Genomic DNA, 20,768 nt, shown 5'->3' on the forward strand with positions numbered 1-20,768 from the left:
GACACCCACGATATGGCGGGCGCGCCACGCAGATCCGATTGTCACGAAGACATCGCCGTCCACCACCCGGCGGATCGACGAAATCCCTGTGAAACTTGGCCAAACTAGGGCGCTTGCCGGGCCTCCTTGCCCGCTAACCAGCGCCTATTGTGGTTAAGGTTTGGTTACGGGTTTGATTTGAATTGATTCGGGCGCCGGCGGGCCCTCCCCGCGGTTGTTGGAGACCCCTGCATGGCGAAATGGCTTGTCCTCGCAGCCAACCTCTTGCCACTCGCCGGCGTGTGGCTCTGGGACTGGGACGCCTTCCAGGTGCTCATTCTGTACTGGGCGGAAACGGTGATCGTCGCCTTCTGGACGCTCGCCGCCATCGCTACCTATCCGGATCCGAACGAGACGTCGTCCCGGCGCATGATCACGAATCCCGGCAGCACGGCGTTTTTCACGCTGCATGCCGGGATATTCATCGGAGTTCATCTGCTTTTTCTGGTCGTGATGTTCGCAGGCGACTGGAAGGGCCGCATCGGCCGGCCGCTTGCGTTTGTCGATGCGCTGTTCATCGAGTCGGGTGCGTGGGTCGCGCTGGTTTTCGCATTCCTCGCCGGTTTCATCGGCTTCGTCACGGCAACACCGACACCGACCGTGGTGGCGCCGCTGCTCCGCAGGCTTGGCGTCAGGCCGCCCGCACCCCCTGCGCCCCTTTTCAGCGAACGTGAATCGCTCCCGCCGATCGTCCTCGGCCTCTACACGCGCATCGCCGTGATGCAGGTCGGGATCATCTTCGGCGCATGGTTTGCGCAGAGCCTCGGCAGCAGGGCGCCGCTGATCATCGTCATCGTGCTGAAATCCCTGATCGAATTGCGCGGCTGGACGCTGTGGAAAACAGCGGAGGACGGCGGGATCGCGAGCGGCGAGCGCCCATCACGATAAGCAAAGCCCCAATGCAAAACGCCCGCCGGGGGGAGCCGGCGGGCGCTTCGACGTAACGATACGCGAGACTGTTACGTCTGAGGCGATTGCGATGGCGGCGTGATGTCGTGCCGGCCACGCCGCTCGGCCATGAACTGATCAAATTCGGCCTTGTCCTTGGCTTCGCGCAGACGGACCAGGAATTCCTGGAACTCGCGCTGCTCGTCTTCGAGCCGGCGCAGGGTTTCCGCACGATATTCGTCGAAGGCGCGGTTGCCGGAGGACGGAGGCGACCAGAAGCCGCCGTTGTGGCTGCCCTGCATGCGGGTGCGCATCTGGTCCATCTTCTCTTGCATGCGGGACATTTTGCCCTGCCAGCGTTCCATGCCGTACCGACCGCAAGCCATCCGACCGCTCCATACCGTGAAGGCCAGGAGGGCGAGACCAATCGGCCACCACACGACGAAGCCGAGGACCGTCAGAAGGATCCATCCGCCCCTGCCGTAATCGTCGATCTTGTCCGTGAGTGTCATCGCGTTGTTCATCGCATCCTCATGGCTCAGATGTGAATGTTAATAACATTTACATAGCCACCCTGGGACGTGCCGTCAAGACTTGCGCTTCACGGATGCGTCATTTCGGGCCGGCTCAAAGCGTCTGCGGGCTCACCGCCCGTGAAGTCCGAGACCACTCAGATAGACAAGGACCCCGGCTTCCAACAGGTCCTCGGGCGACATTGGCAGTGTCCGTTGCGACCCATCGCCCCGCGCGAACAGTGAAGCGATGCCGTGCGACAGCGCCCAGATATGCAGCGCCATCATCAATGCAGGCGGGCGTTCGCCCGCAGGCAGCAGCGCGGTCAGCGCCTCGCAGGCGCGCCGCACGATTGCGAAGGCGCGGTCGCCGGCCTCGCGCAGCTCGGCGCTGGCGTTCGGCGGAATGCCGGCTTCGAACATTGCCGAATAGAAGGCGGGTTCCGACCGCGCGAAAGCGAGATAGGCCTTGCCGAGGCGCTCGAACGCGGTCTGCGGGTCGGGCTTGCCGTCGTCCCAGGCTTTCGCAAGCCGGTCGGCGAATTCGTCGAAGCCGCGGCGCGCGACATCGGACAGGAGTTCGTCGCGGTCGCGGTAATGCCGGTACGGGGCCGCCGGGCTCACGCCCGCCCAGCGGGCCGCGTCGGCAAAGGTGAAACCCGCCGGCCCCTTTTGCGCAATGAGATCGAGGGCCGCTCGAACCAGCGCTTCCTTCAGGTTGCCGTGGTGGTAGCCGCGCTCGGAGCCGCGTTTCCAGACCATGTGAAGCGCATTAACATGCGTCGCGGGCCTGCGTCGATGGCTGCGTCGCGCGCCGCCTCGGTTGATCGGCCGCCGGCCTGAGACCGGGTCGCTGTCCTACCCTCACGTTGCAGCATCGCGACGCGCGGTCGATCCCAACGCGCCGTCACGATGAAGGCGATGCAGCGTCCTGGTCCGCTTTCATTGCGATGCGCAACGGCTTCGGGATCGGCCTTGCCCGCCCGCCGGAAATGAAGGCGACGCGCACATCGGCCTGCACCAGAAGCTCGTCGCCGCGCATCACCCGCTGACGGATGGTGACGGATGCGCCCTTCACCTCGTTCGGCTCGCTGATCACCGTCAGGATATCGTCCATGCGCGCCGGCTTGAGAAAATCGAGCGTCATCGAGCGCACCACGAAAGCAAAGCCCGGCGCCTCCTGCTCGGTTTCCTCGAACAGCGCGCGATGATCGGCGCCGATCAGGCGCAGGTAATTGGTCCGCCCGCGCTCCATGTAGCGCAGATAATTGGCGTGATAGACGATCCCGGTGAAATCGGTGTCTTCGTAATAGACGCGCACGATGAAGGTGTGGCGGCCGTCACGCAATTCGCCGTCGAGAGGAACCGAAGTCATTTTGCAAAACCATCCGTTCGTCCGTGTCTAGACACGGGAGCCGTGGTTTCGCAAGCCTACCAATGCTGCCCTTGGATAATGGCATCGAGCCGCGCCTTCAGTTCGTCCGGCGCGGTGTAGTACCAGACCCCGCCGAGCAATTCCTTGAAGCGCGCGTTTCGTTTCGCCTCGGCTTCGATCATGTCGATCGTCTCAAGCGTGATCAGATCCTCCAGCGGCCCTGCCGCGAGATAGGAGAGCATGTTCGGATTGGTTTCGAGCTTCAGCACTTCGAGAATGATCGCGAGCGCCCGCTCGGGATCGTTCGCGCGCAGCTCGCCCTCGTAATCGCGCAGCGTCGACCAGTTGCGATCGCGATCCTTGCTCGGACATTCGTTCTGCGCGATCCAGACGCGGGCAATCTCGGCCGGCGACAAGCGTTCGAAATCGATCGCCGGATTGCGCTCCTCCTGCGCATCACGGGCCGCCCACCAGCCGGTCTTGTCGGAGATCGACGCAAGCCGAGCTTCCAGGGCTTGGTCCTCGGTCCACCAGACAACGCTGCCCAGCAGCCAGCGGAGTTGCGGATTGTCCGGCGCCTCGCGCTCAAGGCGATCGATCAGGGCGGAGCCGTGCGCGATCATCAGCGCGGGCACGAATTTGTCCCCGAGCTCCATGACGACGGCGGTATCGGTCTCACGACGAAGAATTTCGAGCGCAAGGTTCAGCGCGCGCTCCGGCAGCCGGTGCGGCAGGGCATCGAAATAATGGAAGGTTGCCCAAGTCCCTTCCGTCTTGTCGCGCAGTCCGACCTGCTGCAACGCGCGCCACGTGTCGGCGAGTTCGGTGAGCGGCATCGCGTCGAACAGCTTGGTCTGCTCTTCCGGCGTTTCGGCGCCGGGGATCGGCATCGTTGCCCAGTTCGCCGCGTCCTTGATGAAATCCGACATGCACGCACCCATTCATTAGCGGGCTCATTGGTCGCGCGACGCGGATTTAAGGCTCAATCCTCGGAATCGAACAATCCGAATTGCGCGGCGTCGCGGGACGGTTCGGCGAGGCCGAGGTGACGAAACGCGTGGCCGGTCAGAAGGCGGCCGCGCGGCGTGCGCTGCACGAAGCCCTTCTGGATCAGGTACGGCTCGATAATGTCCTCGATCGCGTCGCGCGGCTCCGACAAGGCCGCGGCGATGGTTTCGACGCCCACCGGACCGCCGCCGTAATGGAGCGCGATCGTGTTGAGATAGCGCCGGTCCATCGCATCGAGGCCGGCGCCGTCAACTTCAAGCGCGCCCAGCGCCTTGTCGGCGACGGCGCGATCGATCGCGGCATTGCCCTGCACGTCGGCGAAATCGCGGAGGCGGCGCAGCAGCCGTCCGGCGATGCGCGGGGTGCCGCGCGCGCGGCGTGCGATCTCGTTGGCGCCGTCCTTGGTGATGGCGACGCCAAGGACGCGCGCGCCGCGGGTCACGATCTGCTCCAGCTCCGCCTCGGTATAGAAATCGAGCCGCACCGGAATGCCGAAGCGGTCGCGCAACGGGTTGGTGAGAAGGCCCGCGCGCGTCGTCGCGCCGACCAGGGTGAATTTCGACAATTCGATCTTCACCGAACGCGCCGCAGGTCCCTCGCCGATGATCAGGTCGAGCTGGAAATCCTCCATCGCGGGATAGAGGATTTCCTCGACCTGCGGATTGAGCCGGTGAATTTCGTCGATGAAGAGAACGTCGCGCTCTTCGAGATTGGTGAGAAGCGCCGCGAGATCGCCGGCCTTCGAGATCACCGGGCCCGAGGTCGCGCGGAAATTCACGCCAAGCTCGCGTGCCACGATCTGCGCCAGCGTGGTCTTGCCAAGGCCGGGGGGACCCACGAACAACACATGGTCCAGCGCCTCGCCGCGCGCGCGCGCCGCCTTGATGAAGACTTCGAGATTGGCTCTGGCCTTTTCCTGTCCGATGAATTCGGACAGCTTCTGCGGCCGCAGCGAGGCTTCGGCGAGATCGTCCTCTCTTCGCTCGGCGGACACGAGGCGGGAGGCGTTCACTTCTTGCCCCGCCAGTATTTGTTCGGGAGCAATTCGGAGATCGACATCACCGAAGGCTCCGGCCCGTTCGGCACGATGACCCGCGCCTTCGGATCGTAGTCGTGGATCAGTTCGCGGCAGGAGCCGCAGGGCGACACCACCTTGATGGTCTGGTCTTCCTCATGCGGGCGCGGGTGACGCACGGCGACGATTGTTTCGATGCCCTGATCGCCGGCTTCGGTGATCGAGCGGCCGATCGCGACCGCTTCGGCGCAGATCGCCATGCGGCCGAGATAGGCGTCGATATTCACCCCGGTGACGATGCGCCCGTCACGCGTGCGCATGGCGGCCCCGACCTCCTGCCACTCGTTGCGATAACGCGTCTTGATGGCCTCGCTCGCCGCGGCGATCAGTTCCTTGTCTTTCTCGGTCAGGCTCGACACGCTTGCACCTATTTCGCCAATTCCTTCAGCCCGAACCGGATCAGCTTCGCGGTATCGGCACCCTCGCCCGCCTCACGCGAAGCCGCAGCGATCGCGGCGGCGGCCTGCGGCTGACCATAGCCCAGATTGACCAGCGCGGAGATGGCATCGCGCATCGGCTGCGGCGCACGGTTCTCGTCCACCTCCGCCGAAAGCCGCACCACCGCGGGATCAAGATCGCTGAAGGCCGGAGTCTTGTCCTTCAGTTCGGTGACGATGCGCTCGGCGACTTTCGCGCCGACACCGGGCGTGCGCGCAATCGCCGCCTTGTCGCGCAGCGCGATCGCATTCGCCAGCTCGGACGGCTTGAGCGTGCCAAGCACCGCGAGCGCCACCTTCGCGCCGACCCCCTGCACAGTCTGCAGGAGCCGGAACCATTCCCGCTCCAGATCGCTCGCAAAGCCGAACAGCCGGATCATGTCCTCGCGAACATGGGTCTCGATCGCCAGCGTCGCCGCCTCGCCCTGCGCCGGCAGCGATTGCAGGGTGCGGACGGAACAATGCACCTGATAGCCGACGCCATGGACGTCGACGATCACGTAATCTTCACCGTAGGAATCGATAACGCCTTTGAGCTTGCCAATCATTGCCGGGCTGGGTGCGAATCGTGCTCCTCCATTAAAGCATGGATTTCCGTCACCCCTCAGGACCGGTTTCATGACCGATTTTGCAGCGCTTTTCAAAGAACCCTGGTCGAAACTCGATCCGGATACCGCCGCCATTCTCAACCGCATCTACACGACGGCGGGCGGCGAGGCGCCGATCTTCACGCGCAGCCCGGCGGGCGCCCGCGAGCTGATCAACCGTTTCCTGCCATTTTATGTCTCGGCCGGAGCGCCCGCGATCCCGCATATCGAGGAACGCCGCATTGCGGCGGCGAGCGGCAATATCCGCATTCGCCTCTACGATCCGGGTGCTTCGGGACCGGGAGCCGCCATCGTGTTTCTGCATGGCGGGGGCTTCGTGACCTGCGACATCGACGTCTATGACGGCGTCGCCCGGCAGCTTGCCAAGCGTTCCGGTCTGCGCGTCGTAAGCGTGGATTACGCGCTCGCGCCGGAACATCCCTTTCCGGTTCCGCTCGACGATTGCATCGCCGCGATCCGCTGGGTTGCCACGCGTGGCGGAGAATGGGGCATCGATCCGATGCGGATTGCGGTGGCGGGAGATTCCGCCGGCGCCAATCTCACGCTCGCATCGGTCATCGCGCTGCGCGACGCCGGCGCATCTGTCGTGCGCGGCGCGGCGCTGATCTATGGCTGCTATGCGCCGGATCTCGACACCGTATCAGAGAACGCCTACGGCGGCGGACCCTATCTGATCTCGAAACCGGAGATGGCCTGGTACTGGAATCATTATCTGTCGAAACCGGGCGACCGGAAGAATCCGCTGGCCGCGCCGCTCAATGCCGACCTTCGCGGGCTGCCGCCGCTGTTCGTCACGGCGAGCGAATTCGATCCGCTGCGCAACGACTCCGAGATGCTGTCCGAAAAGCTGAAAGCGGCCGGGGCGCCGTTCGAATTCCGGCTTTGGCTCGGCACCATCCACGCCGCGGTGAACCTGATGGGCTGGATACCGGCCATGGGCCCGCGCGTCGATGAGGTTTGCGCCTTCCTGCGGAGGGTCACCGCATAGCTGCGACGCGCGGCTTACGTCAGCCGGCGGCGATCTTCAGCGCTGCGCTCTGCCGGTGATGCGCATGGGTCACCGCGATCGCCAGCGCATCGGCGGCGTCGTCGCTGCGCGGATCGGCCTTCGGCAAGAGCACGCCAATCATCATGCGGATTTGCGTCTTTTCAGCATGACCGGCGCCGACGACGGTTTTCTTGACGAGGTTCGGCGCATATTCGGCAACCGACAGCCCCGCTCGCGCCGGGATCAGCATGGCGATACCGCGCGCCTGGCCGAGCTTCAGCGTCGACGCGCCGTCCCGGTTGACGAAGGTCTGTTCCACCGCCGCCTCGTCCGGCGCGAAGCGCTCGACCACCTGCACCAGCCCGTCGTGGATCGCGACCAGACGCGCGGCGAGCGTCTCGCGCTCCCTTGTCTCGACGGAGCCGCAGGCGACGAAAACCAGCCGGTTGCCCTCGCACGAAATCACGCCCCAGCCGGTGCGGCGGAGGCCCGGATCGATGCCGAGAATGCGAATCGGTCGCTGCATGCCGCGTCCCTGATAGCACGGATGCATGGATGGCCCGCGCCGACACGCATCCCCCGCAGCGGCCGGGCCTGCTATGGATCTGGCGCCAGCCGGGACCATCCGTGACCGATTTCTATGCATCAGCGGCGAGCCTGATCGCCGAGCCGCGGTTCCTCGCCGCGATTGCCGTTGCGATCATCTCAGGATTGGTCCGCGGCTTTTCCGGCTTTGGATCTGCCCTGATCTATGTGCCGCTGATCGCCGCGATCTACGAGCCGCGGATTGCAGCGCTCACGCTGCTGATCGTCGATTTCACCGCGAGCGCGCCCTACACCGTGGCGCAGACGCGCTACTGCAACTGGCGCGAGGTCGCGCCGGTATCCATCGCCGCGGTCTGCACCATTCCGCTCGGCGTCGCGGCGCTGGAATATCTCGACCCGACGATCCTGCGCTGGTTCATCGCGATTCTGGTGGGGACGTTGCTGCTGGTGCTCGCTTCGGGCTGGCGTTACCGCTCGCCGCCAACGCTGCCGGCTTCGATCGGCGTCGGGCTCGTCGCCGGTGTCGGCGCGGGCGCCGCGCAGATCGCCGGTCCCGCCGCGATCATCTACTGGCTCGGTGGACCGAACAGCGCGCAGGTGATCCGGGCGAACCTGATGGTGTATTTCGCCGTCCTCGCGATCGTATCGGCGGCGATCTATTACGTCCGCGGCCTGTTCACCGCGGATGTGCTCATCCTCTCGATCTTGCTCGGGCCGGTCTTCATCCTTGCGATGGCGATCGGCGCCCGGATGTTCCGGGGCGCGTCGGATGTCGCGTACCGGCGCGTCGCCTACGCCATCATCGCGCTGTCGGCGATCGTCAGCGTGCCGCTGTTCGACGAATTGTTCCGCTGACGGCGCCAGCTAGACGGCGGGCTTCTCGCGCTTGAAGTCGTCGCGTTCGAGGAGATGCGAGGCCGCGATCCCGAAGACGAGGCCCCAGAACGGCGCGCCGATTCGGAAGATCGGCACATCGGCGACCGTCACGATGAAGCAGATCAGCGCACCGAAGGTGAACTTGTCGCGGAACGAAATCTGAAATGAGGTTTGCAGCACGCGCAGCATGGCAAGGCCCGCGAGCGCCGCGATGAAGGCCGGCGGCGTGGCCAGCAGAAGCCGCGTGAAGAATGGCGCGGTTAAGCCGAAGCCGAGCGCCAGGATGCCGAGAAAGATCGCCGCGGTATATTGGCGAGGCTTCTCACCCGAACTTGCAAGGATCGCGTTCGAGGGTCCCGTCAGGCAGGTGGAGACGCAGCCGAAACAGGCGGTGATGATCGATCCGACCCCGCAGGCGAAGGTGATGGCATTGACCGGCGGCTTGTGGCCGCTGGCCGTGAGGATGGCGATGCCCTGCCCGTTCTGAACGACCAGCACCGTGATCGCGAGCGGCACCACCAGTTCGACCATCGCCTGCCATGAGAATTGCGGTGCGTGGAGATTGGGCCTGGCAAATTCGAACAACGTGCCGGCGGGCGGGTTGAAGCTGCCCTGCAGCCAGATCGTGATGGCGCCGGCAATCAGCGCGACGATCAGCGGAGGCGCGGCGCGTGCGAGGCGCGGCATTGCCGTCAGCGCGAAGAACGGCACCGCCATCGACAGCGCGATCCAGAAGCCGTCGCGAAAGGCGTGCACGAGATCGATCCCGAAGCGCAGGAAGACGCCCGCGACCATCGCCATGACGATGGGCATCGGAATCGCGTCCATCACGCGGCGAACGAGACCGGTCAGTCCGAGCAGCAGCATCAACAGGCCGGTGGCGAGAAACGCGCCGATCACCTCGGGGAAACTGAGATGGGTGAGCGCCGGCCCGACCAGCACGGTGCCGGGAATGGTCCAGAAGAAGGCGAGCGGCTCGCGGTAGAGGATCGAATAGGCGATCGTGATCAGCCCATTGATGAAGAAGACGCCGAAAATCCAGGACGCCAGATCGGATTCCGAAAGCCCGCCCCGCGCACCGACGGACAGAATGATGGCGACCGGCCCGGAGGCCGAGAACAGAAACGCCACGAAGGCATTGCCGGCATAGACGGCGCCGAAATCCGACCAGGGCCGGCGCGGTATGGGCCGGGCGGGCGGTTCAAGGGGCATCGTCACATTCCACTTCGTGCGCGACGGGTGTTCCGACGCGCCACCGGTCCGGCAGCAGCCTTGACCGGCAGATGGATCTTTCTCGATGGCAGGAGGACCGGGCGTCGCTCACGCGCTCATCTTCGACATGAGTTGATCGGACACCTCGAAATTGGCGTAGACATTCTGCACGTCGTCGCTCTCTTCCAGGGCCTCGATCATGCGCAGCAGCTTCTCGCCCTGCTCGTCGTTCACCGCGAGCGTATTCTGCGGCTTCCAGATCAGCGCCGATTTCCGCGGTTCGCCGAATTTCGCTTCGAGCGCCTTCGACACCTCGGCAAGCGAGTCCTGAGCCGTGTAGATTTCGTGGCCGTTTTCGCTCGACACCACGTCCTCGGCACCGGCTTCGATGGCGGCCTCGAGCATGTCGTCCGCGCTTGCCACCTTGGCGTCGAACTCGACGATGCCGACACGGTCGAACATGAAGGAGACCGCGCCGGTTTCCGCCATGTTGCCGCCGTTCTTGGTAAAGGCAGCACGGACATCGCCTGCGGTGCGGTTCCTGTTGTCGGTCAGCACCTCGACGATGACGGCAACGCCACCGGGCCCGTAGCCCTCGTAACGCACCTCGTCGTAATTCTCCGAATCGCCGCCCTGGCTCTTCTTGATGGCGCGCTCGATATTGTCTTTGGGCATATTCTCGGCACGCGCCGCGAGAATCGCCGCGCGCAAGCGCGGATTAAAGTTCGGGTCCGGCAATCCCAATTTGGCGGCGACGGTGATTTCGCGCGCCAGCTTTGAGAAGATCTTGGAGCGGGCCTTATCCTGCCGCCCCTTGCGGTGCATGATGTTCTTGAATTGGGAATGACCTGCCATGACCCTTGAGCCGCGAAAATCGTGGAGCGGCGGGGGTTATAGGACGGCGGCCGAACCGATCACAAGTCTCCGTATCGATCCCGGCAAGAGGGGCCCATGCCGCACCCGAGAAGGCCGGCAAACCGTCTTTTCGCGAATCGGCAACGGTTCCGCCGGGCCAGGAGGCCCGGCGCGCCCGGTCAGAGCACCGTCTGCAACGGCGCGGGGAAGTAGCGGTAGGCATCCCCCTGCTTCGCCACGAAGCCAAGTCCGGGCCATGGAAAGTGGTAGGAGACCATTGGGATGCGGTCCGCCGAGAGCATGTCGAACACCTTGAGCCGCGTCGCGACGCCCTGCGCCGGATCGGTGTCGTAGCTAAAGGCGGCGCGTGGCCGCTGCGTCGATACGATGTGGTGGTGGGCGACGTCGCCGGTATTGACCAGCGTCTTGCCGCCGGATGCGATCACGAATGCGGTGTGCCCGACGGTATGCCCCGGCGCCGCCATCGCCCGGATTCCCGGCACCACCTCCTGTCCGTCGGCGATGAATGTGATGCGCTCGCGGACCGGAACAAGGTTCCGGCGGGTGCCGCCGATCATCGCCTTCATCATGTCACCCGTCGCGGCCTTGGCTTCGTCGGTCCAGAAGTCGAAATCGGCCTGAGTGAGCACGATCTGTGCGTTCGGATAGTTCGGCGTGCCGTCGGCAGCGATCAGCCCCCAGCAATGATCGGGATGCGCGTGCGTCAGCGCAACCACGTCGATGTCTTTGGGATCGATCCCGGCAGCCTTGAGGTTACTGAGAAGCCGACCGCTTTTCGGACCGAACATCTTCGACCCGCCGTCGCCGGTATCGATCAGGACCAGACGGTCGCCGGTATTCACGACCAGCATGTTCTGATCCATTTCCACTGAAGCGCTCGGCAGGTAATTGTCATTCAGAATCGACGTGAAATCTGCGGCCGAGACGCCGGTGAAAATGCCGTCGCTTGGCGCACCGAGACCGAGCGGTCCGTCGGACACAATCGTGAGTTCAAACGCGCCGAGCTTGAAGCGATAGAAAGCCGGCGCCTGCGTATTGATCTGCGGCGCCCTTGCAATCGCACGCGCCGACGTGAGCACGCTTGCGGAGAGCGCGGACAAGCCGGCGATGGCGGACCGTCGTGTGATGACGTGCGATGGCATGACTGCACCCTCGTTGCTGCGTGTACGCAAGCGCGAACATAAAGCACGTCGCTTGTGTGAAGAATCGCATTTTGATGATGCGAATGATCAATTTCAGTGCGGGCAGATGACGCCTAGGGCCGGTCCCGCCCATCCGCTTCGCCGCCAAGCCATGTGTCGTTCTCCATCACCACCCGGCACGGCTCGACGGACTTGTAGCGCTCCTGGCAGGTCTTGAGCGCGGCATTGCGTGCGCGTTCCAGGCTCGGCGCGCCGAACTGGGTGAAGTGATGCCTGGCGTCCGGCGATCGCACCATGACCTTGAAGGTGGGCGCCGCGAGATAACGGTCGAGGAAACCGCGCTGACGGCTTTCGAGCCTCAGCAATTTCATCAGCTCGGCGACATTGTCGCGGTGCGCCGCCGGCAGCCCGTGAAACCGCAGAAAGGCGTCCATCTCCATCAGCCATTGCAGCTTGCCGGCCGCAGCGGTGAACAGGCTGTGCCCATCACTGCCGAACTTGTCATACATCACGAGCTTCACATCGCCGCCGCCATCCAGGAACGATGACTGCATGCGTTCGACAAGGTCCGGGCCGAAGAAGCTGTCATTGCGGGCATAGATCCAGAGATTGGGAACGCGGCTCGCTGCGCCGAAATCCTTGTAGGCATTCACGAGCACATCTTCCTTGGGACAATCCGGCATGCGCAATCCGCCGGAAATGCTGACGATGCCGCGCAGGTTCGGCAGATTGCGCGCGCCAAGCGCGACGACAGCCGCGCCCCCTGCCGATACGCCGATGGCGATCACACGGCTCGGATCGGCATCCGGCCGCTTCGATGCGGCCTCCATCGCGCCCTGCAGGTCGTCCGCGTCGGCCGTAAAGCGCGGCCCGAAGCTTGTGGTGGCGCAAGTGAGCGATGCCGCCATCGGACCGTCGGATTGGCCGAAGCCGCGCCGCATCACCACCACCGCGAGCCAGCCGCGCCGCGCGAGATCCCGTGCGGGCCCCGCATAATCCAGCGCCTTGCTCTCCAGCATGTCCGACAGATGCGATGACTTGCCGTGGGTGATGAGCGCGATCGGCAGCTTTCCGGAAAGATCGGCCCGCTTCACGACAAGGCCTTCGAGCCGCACCGTGCGATCTTCGATCGTGGTGCGGAAGAATGTCCGCTCGACGATGAATTCGTCGGCGGCTTTTTGCGCCACGGCCGAAACGGACATCGCGGCCAGCGACAGCGCGGCAAACGCCATCGCCATCAGCCGCCGCAGCTTGTGCCGGCGAGGCTCTGGCATTCCAACTGGGTCATCCGCGCGCATGGGTTGGTTCTACAGTTACGAGATTAGCCGCTTTCGTATGCGCGCGGGAGAGAGCGTGCTCACCGGATGGTCTGCTCGGCGGGGCGGGCCGCAACCCGCTCCGGCGCCGTCGGACCAACCCAGGTGTCATTCTCCATGATGACCTTGCAGGGCTCGGCAGTCTTGTGACGCTCCTGGCAATTCTTCAGCGCGGCATCCCGGGCATATTCCAGCTTGAGCGCGCCGAACTGGGTCATGAAGTTCTGACCGTCCGGAGTCGCCACCATCACCTTGTAGGTCGGAGCGGCGAGATATTGATCGACGAAGCTGCGGTTGCGTTCGTTGAGCTGCAGGCGCTTCATGATCTCATTGCCAATCGTGCGATCGGTCGCCGGGAGATCGTGGAAGCTCAGGAACGAGTCCATCTCCATCAGCCATTTCACGCGGCCGCCGGCATCGCTGAACAGGAAGTGGCCATCATTGCCGAACTTGTCGAACATGACGAGCTTCACGTCGCCGCCGCCGTCGAGATAAGCCGATTGCATGCGCTCGACGAGTTTCGGACCAAACAGGCTGTCGTTGTTCGCATAGACCCAGATGGTCGGAACGCGGCTCGTTGCGCCGTAGGATTTGAAGGCATTCACCAGCACATCGTCCTTGGGGCAATCCGGAGTCTGCAGGCCGCCCGACACGTTGATGACGCCTTTCAGGTTCTTCGGATTGCGCGAGGCCAGCGCCATCACCGCGGCGCCGCCGGCCGACACGCCGATGGCGATGGCGCGGTTCGGATCAGCGTCCGGACGCCTTGAGGCGGCATCGAGCGCACCCTGAAGGTCATCCGCATCGGCGCTGAAGAAATTGGCGAAGGTGTCGGTGCTGCAGGTCACGGGGACCGGCATCGGACCGTCGGACTGGCCGAAGCCCCGACGCAGCACCACAACCGACAGATAGCCGCGCCGCGCGAGATCGCGCGCATAGGGCCCATAGTCGCTCGCCCGCAGCGCCAGCATGTCGGCGAGATTGGGCGACTTGCCATGGGTGATCAGCGCGACGGGCAGTTTCCCGGTAAGGTCGGCGCGCTTGATAATGAGACCTTCGAGCCGCACGGCCTTGCCGTTCACGCTGGTGCGAAAGAAGGTCCGCTCGGTCACGAATTCGTCAGCGGCGCCCTGCGCCCGCACCGGAGCGATGGCGGTCAGCGCCAGGAGGCATCCGGACAAAACTGCGCCGGTGAAGGTCCGGCTCGAAGGAAGGCCAATGATGCGCATGACGGCGCGCCCCTCGCGCCGCATTTCGACCCTGACCCGGGGGTCGGCTTACGCCTGAAGCCAGAAGCGCGGCACGGCTTCCTCCAGGCGCGCGCCAAGTCGGACAGGAGCCACCCGCGTGGCCAGTCCGGAAGCGTCGTCGGTCTCGATCGCCAGGCCGCACAGGGTCGCTGGACCCGTTGCGGCCTCGAACTTGGTCGCAGGAATTCGTCGCAGGAAGCGGGAGAGAGGTTCGTCCTTCACCATCCCGATCACGGAATCGTAGTCGCCGGTCATCCCGGCATCGGACTGGAAGGCGGTGCCTCCCGGAAGCACCTGGTGGTCGGCGGTCGGCACATGGGTATGGGTGCCGATGACCGCCGTGACCCGGCCATCGAGATGATGCCCCATGGCCTGCTTCTCGCTGGTCGCCTCGCCATGAAAATCCACAATGATCGCGTCGGCGTCGGTACCGAGCGCGCAGATCTCGAGTTCGCGGTCGATCGCGGTGAACGGATCGTCCAGCGGGTCCATGAAGATGCGGGCCATGGCGTTGATCACGAGGACGCGCGCGCCGTTTCGCGCTTCGATCACCGTGGCGCCGCGGCCGGGCGTCCCCTTGGGGAAATTCAGCGGGCGGATCAGGCGTGGACTGCGCTCGATGAAGACGAGAGCCTCGCGCTGGTCCCAGGCATGGTTGCCGAGCGTCACGATGTCCGCACCGGCGTCGACGAATTCGCGGAAGATGTTTTCGGTGATGCCGAAGCCGCCGGCGGCATTCTCACCATTCAGGACGACGAAGTCGACTTTCCAGTCTGAAATCATCTCCGGCAGACGCTGATGGACGATAGCGCGTCCGGAGCGCCCTACCACGTCACCGATGAACAGAATCCGCAACCGCAGCTCCCTGACGCATATCGATGGTCTCCGCTTCCGTTAGCACAAGGTCGAGCGCCTGGTCGAACGGGGTGGCCGGTACCCTTTCGATTTCCTGAACGGAAAATGCCAATCCGATCGCAGTCACCGGCTTCATCGCGCGGATGCGGGCGATCGTCATGTCGTAATAGCCCGCGCCATAACCGATGCGGTGACCCTTGCGGTCAAAACATGCCAGCGGCACCAGCATGATGTCGGGAAACACTTCCGGGGCTTCGGGCCTGGGCTCGCGAATGCCCCAGACGCCGGAGGCGAGTTCGTCGCCGAAGGCCCACGCGCGCATGATCAGCGGATTGCCGCGCTTCGGCGTCACCGGCAATGCGAGCCGCGCCCCGGCATCGGCGAGCTTGCGCATCAGCGGGACCGGATTGAATTCGCTGCGCATCGGCGAATAGCCCGAAACGATCGCGCCTTGTTCAAAGGCGACCGGAAACGGCCTGCGGGTCACGGTCTCGACCGCGGCAACACGCTCCGCCGCCGACAAAGCGTCGCGTCGTGCGAGAGCGGCCGCCCGAAGAGCGGCCTTGTCCGCGTTCGGCTGGTTCGCAGGGCTCATTCGTCACTCCGGGATGAGAGGCAAGGCCGAAGCCAGCCGGAGACGCGGGCGCATTCGGACCGAGCATTCATTGCGCTTGCACCGCATGCGATCTGCTGCGGGGAAGGCAACGCGCTGCATCGGTGAAGGAGTGCGGAGCCGCGATGGCCGTCGGAATTTTCGACCCCGGGAACCTACAGAAGTAGGTGGGCGCCATATGTCCGGATCCACGGACCCGGCCAGGGACAGCTCCCTTCAGGATCGTAAGGCCCCGGGAGTATGATGTTTCCAGTCGCACCACACAGCCCCGCCACGCCAATGTAGTGCGCGACGTGCTTCGCCGCCAGCCGCGCGTGAGCGTCTTCTTAAAACTTAGCCGATGGCAACGCCGGGACCGGCCTGAATCGACTGGTTGATCTGCTGCGTCAGCTCCTCGATCCGTTCGACGGCGGCATTCAGAGCGCTCACGACCGCCGCCTGCGTCTGCTGCGCGCGCTCGGCCGCCACCACACGCGCATCCTGCAAAGCGGCGATTTCCTCCTCCAGCCGGCGGATCCGGCGCGTTGATTCGGTGAGCTCGTCGGCGACCGTCAGCGCGGCCATGACCGTCAGGCGCTGATCGCCGATCTCGCCATGCGCACCGCGCAATTGTTCGATCCGGCTATCGATTTCCTGCGCCAGCTGCGTGACGTGATCCTCCTGCCCGTCCTCGCATCCCATCCGGTATTGCCGGCCATTAATCGTGACATTCACCTGGGCCATATCATTGTCCCCTGGCACATCCGCGAAGGACGCGTCTTACCGGTCATGCTCGTCGAGCAGCTTCTGGATCGTTCCCATCGCGATATCGATGCGGCGCGCCACTTCGCGATTGGTGTCTTCGAGTTTGCGGGCATGCGCCGCCGCGGCGTCCAGCTCCCCCGCGAGACGGGCGCGGTCGGCACCGAGCGCATGGAGCTGCATCGCGACACCATCGCCGCCGGTCTCGGACTCACGTTTGCGGACGACGGCCGCCTGCAATGCATCCAGCGCCTGAGCGAGTCTTTGGACGGCGGCCTCGATCGCGCTCGGATCGGTCATTTACGCGGAACTCACGACGACAAAAATCATTGCTTCGCAAGGCGTTAGGGTACGGAGCCTAAATTCATGCTTCAACGCCGTCAATGTTTCCACTCCATCATCCCCATGATCCTCTCGGTTCCACGCAATTGTGCCTTTCTTTGCACGCGGACGCTGGGACTCGCCGGACCTCGCGTGATAGGAGGCCCCATCTTTGACGCTTTTCGGATTCTCCCATGTCGCGCGAACATCACGACCGCATGGCCAACGCGATCCGCGCGTTGGCAATGGACGCTGTCGAGCAGGCCAAATCGGGCCATCCCGGGCTGCCGATGGGGGCGGCCGACATTGCGACCGTGCTGTTCACGCAGGTCCTGAAATTCGATCCGTCCGATCCGAAATGGCCCGACCGCGACCGTTTCGTGCTGTCGGCCGGACACGGCTCGATGCTGATTTACGCGCTCCTCTATCTCACCGGCTACGAGTCGATGACGATCGAGGAGATCAAGAACTTCCGCAAACTGCATTCCAGGACGCCGGGCCATCCGGAAAACTTCATCACGCCCGGCGTGGAAACCACCACCGGCCCGCTCGGCCAGGGCATCGCCAACGCCGTCGGCATGGCGATTGCGGAACGGCACCTCAATGCGGAATTCGGCGACATCGTCGATCATCGGACCTATGTATTGGCCTCCGACGGCGATTTGATGGAAGGCATCAGCCAGGAAGCGATTGCGCTCGCGGGTCACCTGAAGCTCAACCGGCTGATCGTGCTGTTCGACGACAACGGCATTACCATCGACGGTAAGATATCGCTCTCGGACTCCGTCGATCAGGTGAAGCGCTTCGAATCCGCCGGCTGGATCGCGGAGCGCATCGATGGCCATGATCCCGTCGCGATCGCCGCAGCGCTCAAGAAGGCGCAGGGCGCGGATCGTCCGACGCTGATCGCGTGCAAGACCACCATCGGCTACGGCGCGCCGAACAAGGCGGGTAGCGAGAAGTCGCACGGCTCGCCGCTCGGCGCCGACGAAATCAAGGGCGCGCGGGAAAAGCTCGGCTGGTCGCATGACGCCTTTGTCGTGCCGGACGACATCCTCAAGGCGTGGCGCGCCGCAGGTCAGCGGTCGAAAGAGGCGCGTCAGGCGTGGGACAAGAAGCTCGGCAGCCTCGCAGCCGACGTGAGAGCCGAGTTTCAGCGGCGCATGAGCGGCGCGTTGCCGCCCGCGCTCGCGGAAGCGGTGAAAAGCGTCAAGGAAACGCTGGCCAAGACCCCGAAGGAAATCGCCACGCGATCCTCATCGGAATTCGCGCTGGAGAGTCTCGTGCCCGCGGTGCCGGAGATGGTCGGCGGCTCAGCCGATCTGACCGGCTCGAACAACACCCGCACCAAGACCATGAAGGCGATGAGCGCCTCGGATTATGGCGGGCGCTTCATTCATTACGGGATCCGCGAACACGGCATGGCCGCCGCGATGAACGGCATGACGCTGCATGGCGGCATCATCCCCTATTCCGGCACCTTCCTGGTGTTCTCGGATTATTGCCGCCCTGCCATCCGTCTTGCCGCGCTGATGGGCGAGCGCGTCATCCACGTCATGACCCATGATTCCATCGGCCTCGGCGAGGACGGGCCGACCCATCAGCCGGTCGAGCATCTCGCCGCGCTGCGGGCGATCCCGAACCTCAACGTGTTCCGGCCCTGCGATGCGGTCGAAGCCGTCGAGTGCTGGGAGCTCGCCTTGCGCGCGAAGGACCGTCCGAGCGTGCTCGCTCTGACGCGCCAGAACCTGCCGCAGCTTCGCACCGGCTACGACGCCGAAAACCGCTGCGCGGCCGGCGCCTACGAGATCATGCCGGTGGAAGGCGACAACGTGGATGTATCGATCTTCGCCTCCGGCTCCGAAGTCGCCATCGCGGTCGAAGCGGCGCAGTTGCTGAATCGGCAGGGAAAACCGGCGCGTGTGGTCTCGGTGCCCTGTTTCGAGCTGTTCTTGTCGCTGCCGCCGGAGCAGCGCCACGCCATCCTGGGCGGCGCCGAGGTCAATGTCGCGGTCGAGGCCGGTATTCGACAGGGCTGGGACGCGATTATCGGCTCCGATGGCGTTTTCGTGGGCATGTCATCGTTCGGGGCGAGCGCGCCCTACAAGGACCTGTACCGGCATTTCGGCATCACGCCGGAGGCGGTCGCCGCCGCGGCGCTGGCGAAATTCCGCCCGCGGTAAACCCTGCCAACGGTTTTTGCCCTGTTGCGGCACTGGCATGCCGGCCCGTGAGTTGAGTTGGTGCGGAATCCCGCTATAGGAGTGCCCGCATGCGCACGGCCGGCGGTCAGCCCGGCCCCGCGCCCCAATCGATTAGCCGGGAGCTTGGAAAACCATGACGGTACGGGTCGCCATCAACGGGTTTGGCCGCATCGGCCGCAATGTGCTGCGGGCGATCGCTGAATCCGGCCGCAAGGACATCGAGGTGGTGGGGATCAACGATCTCGGCCCGGTCGAGACCAACGCGCACCTTCTTCGCTATGACTCGGTGCATGGCCGCTTTCCCGGCGAAGTCACCGTCAAGGGCGACACCATCTCGATCGGCAATGGCGCGATCAAGGTGACCGCGATCAAGGATCCGTCCACCCTGCCCTGGAAGGATCTCGGCGTCGACATCGCGCTGGAATGCACCGGCATCTTCACGTCGAAGGACAAGGCGTCCGCGCATCTCACCGCCGGCGCAAAGCGCGTGCTGGTCTCCGCGCCCGCCGACGGCGCCGACCTCACCGTGGTCTATGGCGTCAACCACGACAAGCTGACCAAGGACCACAAGGTGGTCTCGAACGCGTCCTGCACCACCAATTGTCTGGCGCCGGTCGCGAAGGTGCTCAACGATGCGATCGGCATCGAGAAGGGCTTCATGACCACGATCCACGCCTATACCGGGGATCAGCCGACGCTCGACACCATGCACAAGGACCTCTATCGCGCGCGCGCCGCGGCGCTGTCGATGATCCCGACCTCGACCGGCGCGGCCAAGGCCGTGGGCCTCGTGCTGCCGGAGCTCAACGGCAAGCTCGATGGCGTTGCGATCCGCGTGCCGACGCCGAATGTGTCGGTCGTGGACTTCAAGTTCGTGGCGAAGAAGCCGACCTCGAAGGACGAGGTGAACGCCGCCGTCAAGCGCGCCGCCGAGCAGCAGCTCAAGGGCATTCTCGGCTACACCAACGATCCGAATGTGTCGGTGGACTTCAACCACGATCCGCATTCGTCGGTCTTCCATATGGACCAGACCAAGGTGATGGACGGCACGCTGGTGCGCGTCATGTCCTGGTATGACAACGAATGGGGCTTCTCCAACCGCATGGCCGACACCGCCGTCGCGATGGGGAAACTGATCTGATATCTCGCGTCCCGGCCGCGATGCAGCGCAGCGCGGTGCATCGCAGAGCCGGGACCCATTCTTTTTAGGTCCCGGTTCTGCAGCGCACCGTTTCACGCTGCGCTGCGCCCGGGACACGAGACCGAACGCAATGAGTTCCTTCCGCACCCTCGATCACGCCGACCTCAACAACAAGCGCGTATTGCTCCGCGTCGACCTCAACGTTCCGATGGAGAACGGCAAGGTGACGGACGCGACCCGCATCGAGCGCGTCGTGCCGACCATCAACGAGATTGCCGGCAAGGGCGGCAAGGTCATCATCCTTGCGCATTTCGGAAGGCCCAAAGGCCGTGACGAGAAGGATTCGCTTCGCCCGGTCGCGGCGGCGCTCGCGCAGATCCTGAAGAAGCCGGTGGAATTCGCCGACGATTGCATCGGTCCGGATGCCAAGACCGCGATCGACGCGATGAAGCCGGGGGACATTCTCATTCTCGAAAACACCCGCTTCCACAAGGAAGAGGAGAAGAACGACCACGCCTTCGTTCAGAAGCTGGCCGATCTCGGCGACATCTACGTCAACGATGCCTTCTCGGCGGCGCACCGGGCCCATGCCTCGACCGAAGGCCTTGGCCACAAGCTGCCCGCCTATGCCGGCCGCACCATGCAGGCCGAACTCGAGGCGCTTTCGAAAGCGCTGGTGGCCCCCGCAAAGCCGGTGATCGCGATCGTCGGCGGCGCCAAGGTTTCGACCAAGATCGACCTTCTG

The 20,768-nt window shown here is 64.4% G+C and carries 23 protein-coding genes and 1 other RNA gene; 6 read left to right on the plus strand and 18 right to left on the minus strand.

Annotated elements, in window-relative coordinates; translation table 11 throughout:
• The first annotated feature begins 231 nt into the window (after nucleotides 1-231).
• On the plus strand, nucleotides 232-927 hold the full coding sequence (locus VN004_RS11250) for a DUF6498-containing protein (RefSeq protein ID WP_325609966.1): 696 nt from the start codon (nucleotides 232-234) through the stop codon (nucleotides 925-927).
• A gap of 71 nt (nucleotides 928-998) precedes the next feature.
• Here VN004_RS11250 and VN004_RS11255 read toward each other — a convergent pair whose 3' ends face one another.
• The 7 genes from VN004_RS11255 to ruvA form a co-directional block, all read right to left on the minus strand.
• On the minus strand, nucleotides 999-1,451 hold the full coding sequence (locus VN004_RS11255) for a DUF2852 domain-containing protein (protein ID WP_325609968.1): 453 nt from the start codon (nucleotides 1,449-1,451) through the stop codon (nucleotides 999-1,001).
• A gap of 120 nt (nucleotides 1,452-1,571) precedes the next feature.
• Nucleotides 1,572-2,201, minus strand: coding sequence for a TetR/AcrR family transcriptional regulator (locus VN004_RS11260; protein ID WP_325609970.1), 630 nt, complete (start codon nucleotides 2,199-2,201; stop codon nucleotides 1,572-1,574).
• A 145-nt stretch (nucleotides 2,202-2,346) separates the two neighbouring features.
• The gene (gene ybgC / locus VN004_RS11265) at nucleotides 2,347-2,814 is read right to left on the minus strand and encodes a tol-pal system-associated acyl-CoA thioesterase (protein ID WP_325609972.1); all 468 of its coding nucleotides are present in this window, start codon (nucleotides 2,812-2,814) and stop codon (nucleotides 2,347-2,349) included.
• Between the two features lie 56 nt (nucleotides 2,815-2,870).
• Entirely contained in the window at nucleotides 2,871-3,743 is an 873-nt protein-coding gene (locus VN004_RS11270; protein ID WP_325609974.1) for a DUF6869 domain-containing protein, read from the minus strand.
• A gap of 53 nt (nucleotides 3,744-3,796) precedes the next feature.
• Nucleotides 3,797-4,834, minus strand: a complete 1,038-nt coding sequence (gene ruvB / locus VN004_RS11275) for a Holliday junction branch migration DNA helicase RuvB (RefSeq protein WP_325609976.1) — start codon at nucleotides 4,832-4,834, stop codon at nucleotides 3,797-3,799.
• A complete protein-coding gene (locus tag VN004_RS11280; RefSeq protein WP_325610014.1) occupies nucleotides 4,831-5,247 on the minus strand; it encodes a cytidine deaminase in 417 nt (138 codons plus the stop codon). The genes ruvB and VN004_RS11280 overlap by 4 nt, the downstream gene beginning before the upstream one ends.
• Nucleotides 5,248-5,264: 17 nt before the next feature.
• Entirely contained in the window at nucleotides 5,265-5,882 is a 618-nt protein-coding gene (gene ruvA, locus VN004_RS11285; protein ID WP_325609978.1) for a Holliday junction branch migration protein RuvA, read from the minus strand.
• Between the two features lie 70 nt (nucleotides 5,883-5,952).
• On the opposite strand from ruvA, the gene VN004_RS11290 reads away from it, so the two are divergent.
• Complete coding sequence (locus VN004_RS11290; RefSeq protein ID WP_325609980.1) at nucleotides 5,953-6,930, plus strand: alpha/beta hydrolase; 978 nt, start codon at nucleotides 5,953-5,955, stop codon at nucleotides 6,928-6,930.
• 19 nt (nucleotides 6,931-6,949) lie between these two features.
• Here the strand turns inward: VN004_RS11290 and ruvC are convergent, their stop codons facing one another.
• Nucleotides 6,950-7,456 (minus strand): crossover junction endodeoxyribonuclease RuvC, encoded by a 507-nt coding sequence (ruvC, locus tag VN004_RS11295; protein ID WP_325609982.1) that lies wholly within the window; start codon nucleotides 7,454-7,456, stop codon nucleotides 6,950-6,952.
• A gap of 29 nt (nucleotides 7,457-7,485) precedes the next feature.
• On the opposite strand from ruvC, the gene VN004_RS11300 reads away from it, so the two are divergent.
• Complete coding sequence (locus VN004_RS11300) at nucleotides 7,486-8,331, plus strand: sulfite exporter TauE/SafE family protein (protein ID WP_325609984.1); 846 nt, start codon at nucleotides 7,486-7,488, stop codon at nucleotides 8,329-8,331.
• A gap of 9 nt (nucleotides 8,332-8,340) precedes the next feature.
• Here the strand turns inward: VN004_RS11300 and VN004_RS11305 are convergent, their stop codons facing one another.
• The 10 genes from VN004_RS11305 to VN004_RS11350 form a co-directional block, all read right to left on the minus strand.
• Entirely contained in the window at nucleotides 8,341-9,564 is a 1,224-nt protein-coding gene (locus VN004_RS11305; RefSeq protein ID WP_325609986.1) for a benzoate/H(+) symporter BenE family transporter, read from the minus strand.
• Between the two features lie 108 nt (nucleotides 9,565-9,672).
• Nucleotides 9,673-10,419, minus strand: coding sequence for a YebC/PmpR family DNA-binding transcriptional regulator (locus tag VN004_RS11310; RefSeq protein WP_325609988.1), 747 nt, complete (start codon nucleotides 10,417-10,419; stop codon nucleotides 9,673-9,675).
• A gap of 179 nt (nucleotides 10,420-10,598) precedes the next feature.
• Nucleotides 10,599-11,582: an MBL fold metallo-hydrolase gene (locus VN004_RS11315; RefSeq protein WP_325609991.1), complete on the minus strand. Its 984-nt coding sequence runs from the start codon at nucleotides 11,580-11,582 to the stop codon at nucleotides 10,599-10,601.
• Between the two features lie 113 nt (nucleotides 11,583-11,695).
• On the minus strand, nucleotides 11,696-12,856 hold the full coding sequence (locus VN004_RS11320) for a dienelactone hydrolase family protein (protein ID WP_325609993.1): 1,161 nt from the start codon (nucleotides 12,854-12,856) through the stop codon (nucleotides 11,696-11,698).
• An 83-nt stretch (nucleotides 12,857-12,939) separates the two neighbouring features.
• On the minus strand, nucleotides 12,940-14,127 hold the full coding sequence (locus VN004_RS11325; RefSeq protein WP_325609995.1) for an alpha/beta hydrolase family protein: 1,188 nt from the start codon (nucleotides 14,125-14,127) through the stop codon (nucleotides 12,940-12,942).
• A 48-nt stretch (nucleotides 14,128-14,175) separates the two neighbouring features.
• Nucleotides 14,176-15,003 carry a TIGR00282 family metallophosphoesterase gene (locus VN004_RS11330; protein WP_325609997.1) on the minus strand — a complete coding sequence of 276 codons (828 nt, stop codon included), beginning with the start codon at nucleotides 15,001-15,003 and terminating at the stop codon, nucleotides 14,176-14,178.
• Complete coding sequence (locus tag VN004_RS11335) at nucleotides 14,981-15,598, minus strand: 5-formyltetrahydrofolate cyclo-ligase (RefSeq protein ID WP_325609999.1); 618 nt, start codon at nucleotides 15,596-15,598, stop codon at nucleotides 14,981-14,983. Before VN004_RS11335 ends, VN004_RS11330 begins: the two co-directional genes overlap by 23 nt.
• 131 nt (nucleotides 15,599-15,729) lie before the next feature.
• Nucleotides 15,730-15,888, minus strand: a non-coding RNA gene (gene ssrS, locus VN004_RS11340) — 6S RNA.
• Between the two features lie 61 nt (nucleotides 15,889-15,949).
• The gene (locus VN004_RS11345) at nucleotides 15,950-16,339 is read right to left on the minus strand and encodes a cell division protein ZapA (protein WP_325610001.1); all 390 of its coding nucleotides are present in this window, start codon (nucleotides 16,337-16,339) and stop codon (nucleotides 15,950-15,952) included.
• Nucleotides 16,340-16,375: 36 nt separating this feature from the next.
• Nucleotides 16,376-16,657 (minus strand): DUF4164 family protein, encoded by a 282-nt coding sequence (locus VN004_RS11350; protein ID WP_325610003.1) that lies wholly within the window; start codon nucleotides 16,655-16,657, stop codon nucleotides 16,376-16,378.
• Between the two features lie 215 nt (nucleotides 16,658-16,872).
• Here VN004_RS11350 and tkt point away from each other — a divergent pair, with 215 nt between their 5' ends.
• The 3 genes from tkt to VN004_RS11365 all read left to right on the plus strand — a co-directional run.
• The gene (tkt, locus tag VN004_RS11355; protein ID WP_325610005.1) at nucleotides 16,873-18,861 is read left to right on the plus strand and encodes a transketolase; all 1,989 of its coding nucleotides are present in this window, start codon (nucleotides 16,873-16,875) and stop codon (nucleotides 18,859-18,861) included.
• A 154-nt stretch (nucleotides 18,862-19,015) separates the two neighbouring features.
• On the plus strand, nucleotides 19,016-20,023 hold the full coding sequence (gene gap / locus VN004_RS11360; RefSeq protein ID WP_325610007.1) for a type I glyceraldehyde-3-phosphate dehydrogenase: 1,008 nt from the start codon (nucleotides 19,016-19,018) through the stop codon (nucleotides 20,021-20,023).
• 130 nt (nucleotides 20,024-20,153) lie between these two features.
• On the plus strand, nucleotides 20,154-20,768 hold a 615-nt coding region (locus VN004_RS11365; protein ID WP_325610009.1), incomplete at its 3' end, for a phosphoglycerate kinase.

This window comes from Pseudorhodoplanes sp., from assembly GCF_035565855.1.
Lineage (GTDB): Bacteria > Pseudomonadota > Alphaproteobacteria > Rhizobiales > Xanthobacteraceae > Pseudorhodoplanes.

Excerpts from the sequence above, each read along its gene's own strand:
- ruvA (WP_325609978.1), bottom strand. The coding sequence starts at position 5,882 with ATGATTGGCAAGCTCAAAGGCGTTATCGATTCCTACGGTGAAGATTAC.
- VN004_RS11315 (WP_325609991.1), bottom strand. The coding sequence starts at position 11,582 with ATGCCATCGCACGTCATCACACGACGGTCCGCCATCGCCGGCTTGTCC.
- VN004_RS11300 (WP_325609984.1), top strand. The coding sequence starts at position 7,486 with ATGGCCCGCGCCGACACGCATCCCCCGCAGCGGCCGGGCCTGCTATGG.
- ruvC (WP_325609982.1), bottom strand. The coding sequence starts at position 7,456 with ATGCAGCGACCGATTCGCATTCTCGGCATCGATCCGGGCCTCCGCCGC.
- VN004_RS11305 (WP_325609986.1), bottom strand. The coding sequence starts at position 9,564 with ATGCCCCTTGAACCGCCCGCCCGGCCCATACCGCGCCGGCCCTGGTCG.
- VN004_RS11290 (WP_325609980.1), top strand. The coding sequence starts at position 5,953 with ATGACCGATTTTGCAGCGCTTTTCAAAGAACCCTGGTCGAAACTCGAT.
- VN004_RS11260 (WP_325609970.1), bottom strand. The coding sequence starts at position 2,201 with ATGGTCTGGAAACGCGGCTCCGAGCGCGGCTACCACCACGGCAACCTG.
- ybgC (WP_325609972.1), bottom strand. The coding sequence starts at position 2,814 with ATGACTTCGGTTCCTCTCGACGGCGAATTGCGTGACGGCCGCCACACC.
- VN004_RS11335 (WP_325609999.1), bottom strand. The coding sequence starts at position 15,598 with ATGAGCCCTGCGAACCAGCCGAACGCGGACAAGGCCGCTCTTCGGGCG.
- VN004_RS11345 (WP_325610001.1), bottom strand. The coding sequence starts at position 16,339 with ATGGCCCAGGTGAATGTCACGATTAATGGCCGGCAATACCGGATGGGA.
- VN004_RS11320 (WP_325609993.1), bottom strand. The coding sequence starts at position 12,856 with ATGCCAGAGCCTCGCCGGCACAAGCTGCGGCGGCTGATGGCGATGGCG.
- VN004_RS11250 (WP_325609966.1), top strand. The coding sequence starts at position 232 with ATGGCGAAATGGCTTGTCCTCGCAGCCAACCTCTTGCCACTCGCCGGC.
- VN004_RS11310 (WP_325609988.1), bottom strand. The coding sequence starts at position 10,419 with ATGGCAGGTCATTCCCAATTCAAGAACATCATGCACCGCAAGGGGCGG.
- tkt (WP_325610005.1), top strand. The coding sequence starts at position 16,873 with ATGTCGCGCGAACATCACGACCGCATGGCCAACGCGATCCGCGCGTTG.
- VN004_RS11350 (WP_325610003.1), bottom strand. The coding sequence starts at position 16,657 with ATGACCGATCCGAGCGCGATCGAGGCCGCCGTCCAAAGACTCGCTCAG.
- VN004_RS11325 (WP_325609995.1), bottom strand. The coding sequence starts at position 14,127 with ATGCGCATCATTGGCCTTCCTTCGAGCCGGACCTTCACCGGCGCAGTT.
- gap (WP_325610007.1), top strand. The coding sequence starts at position 19,016 with ATGACGGTACGGGTCGCCATCAACGGGTTTGGCCGCATCGGCCGCAAT.
- VN004_RS11255 (WP_325609968.1), bottom strand. The coding sequence starts at position 1,451 with ATGAACAACGCGATGACACTCACGGACAAGATCGACGATTACGGCAGG.
- VN004_RS11270 (WP_325609974.1), bottom strand. The coding sequence starts at position 3,743 with ATGTCGGATTTCATCAAGGACGCGGCGAACTGGGCAACGATGCCGATC.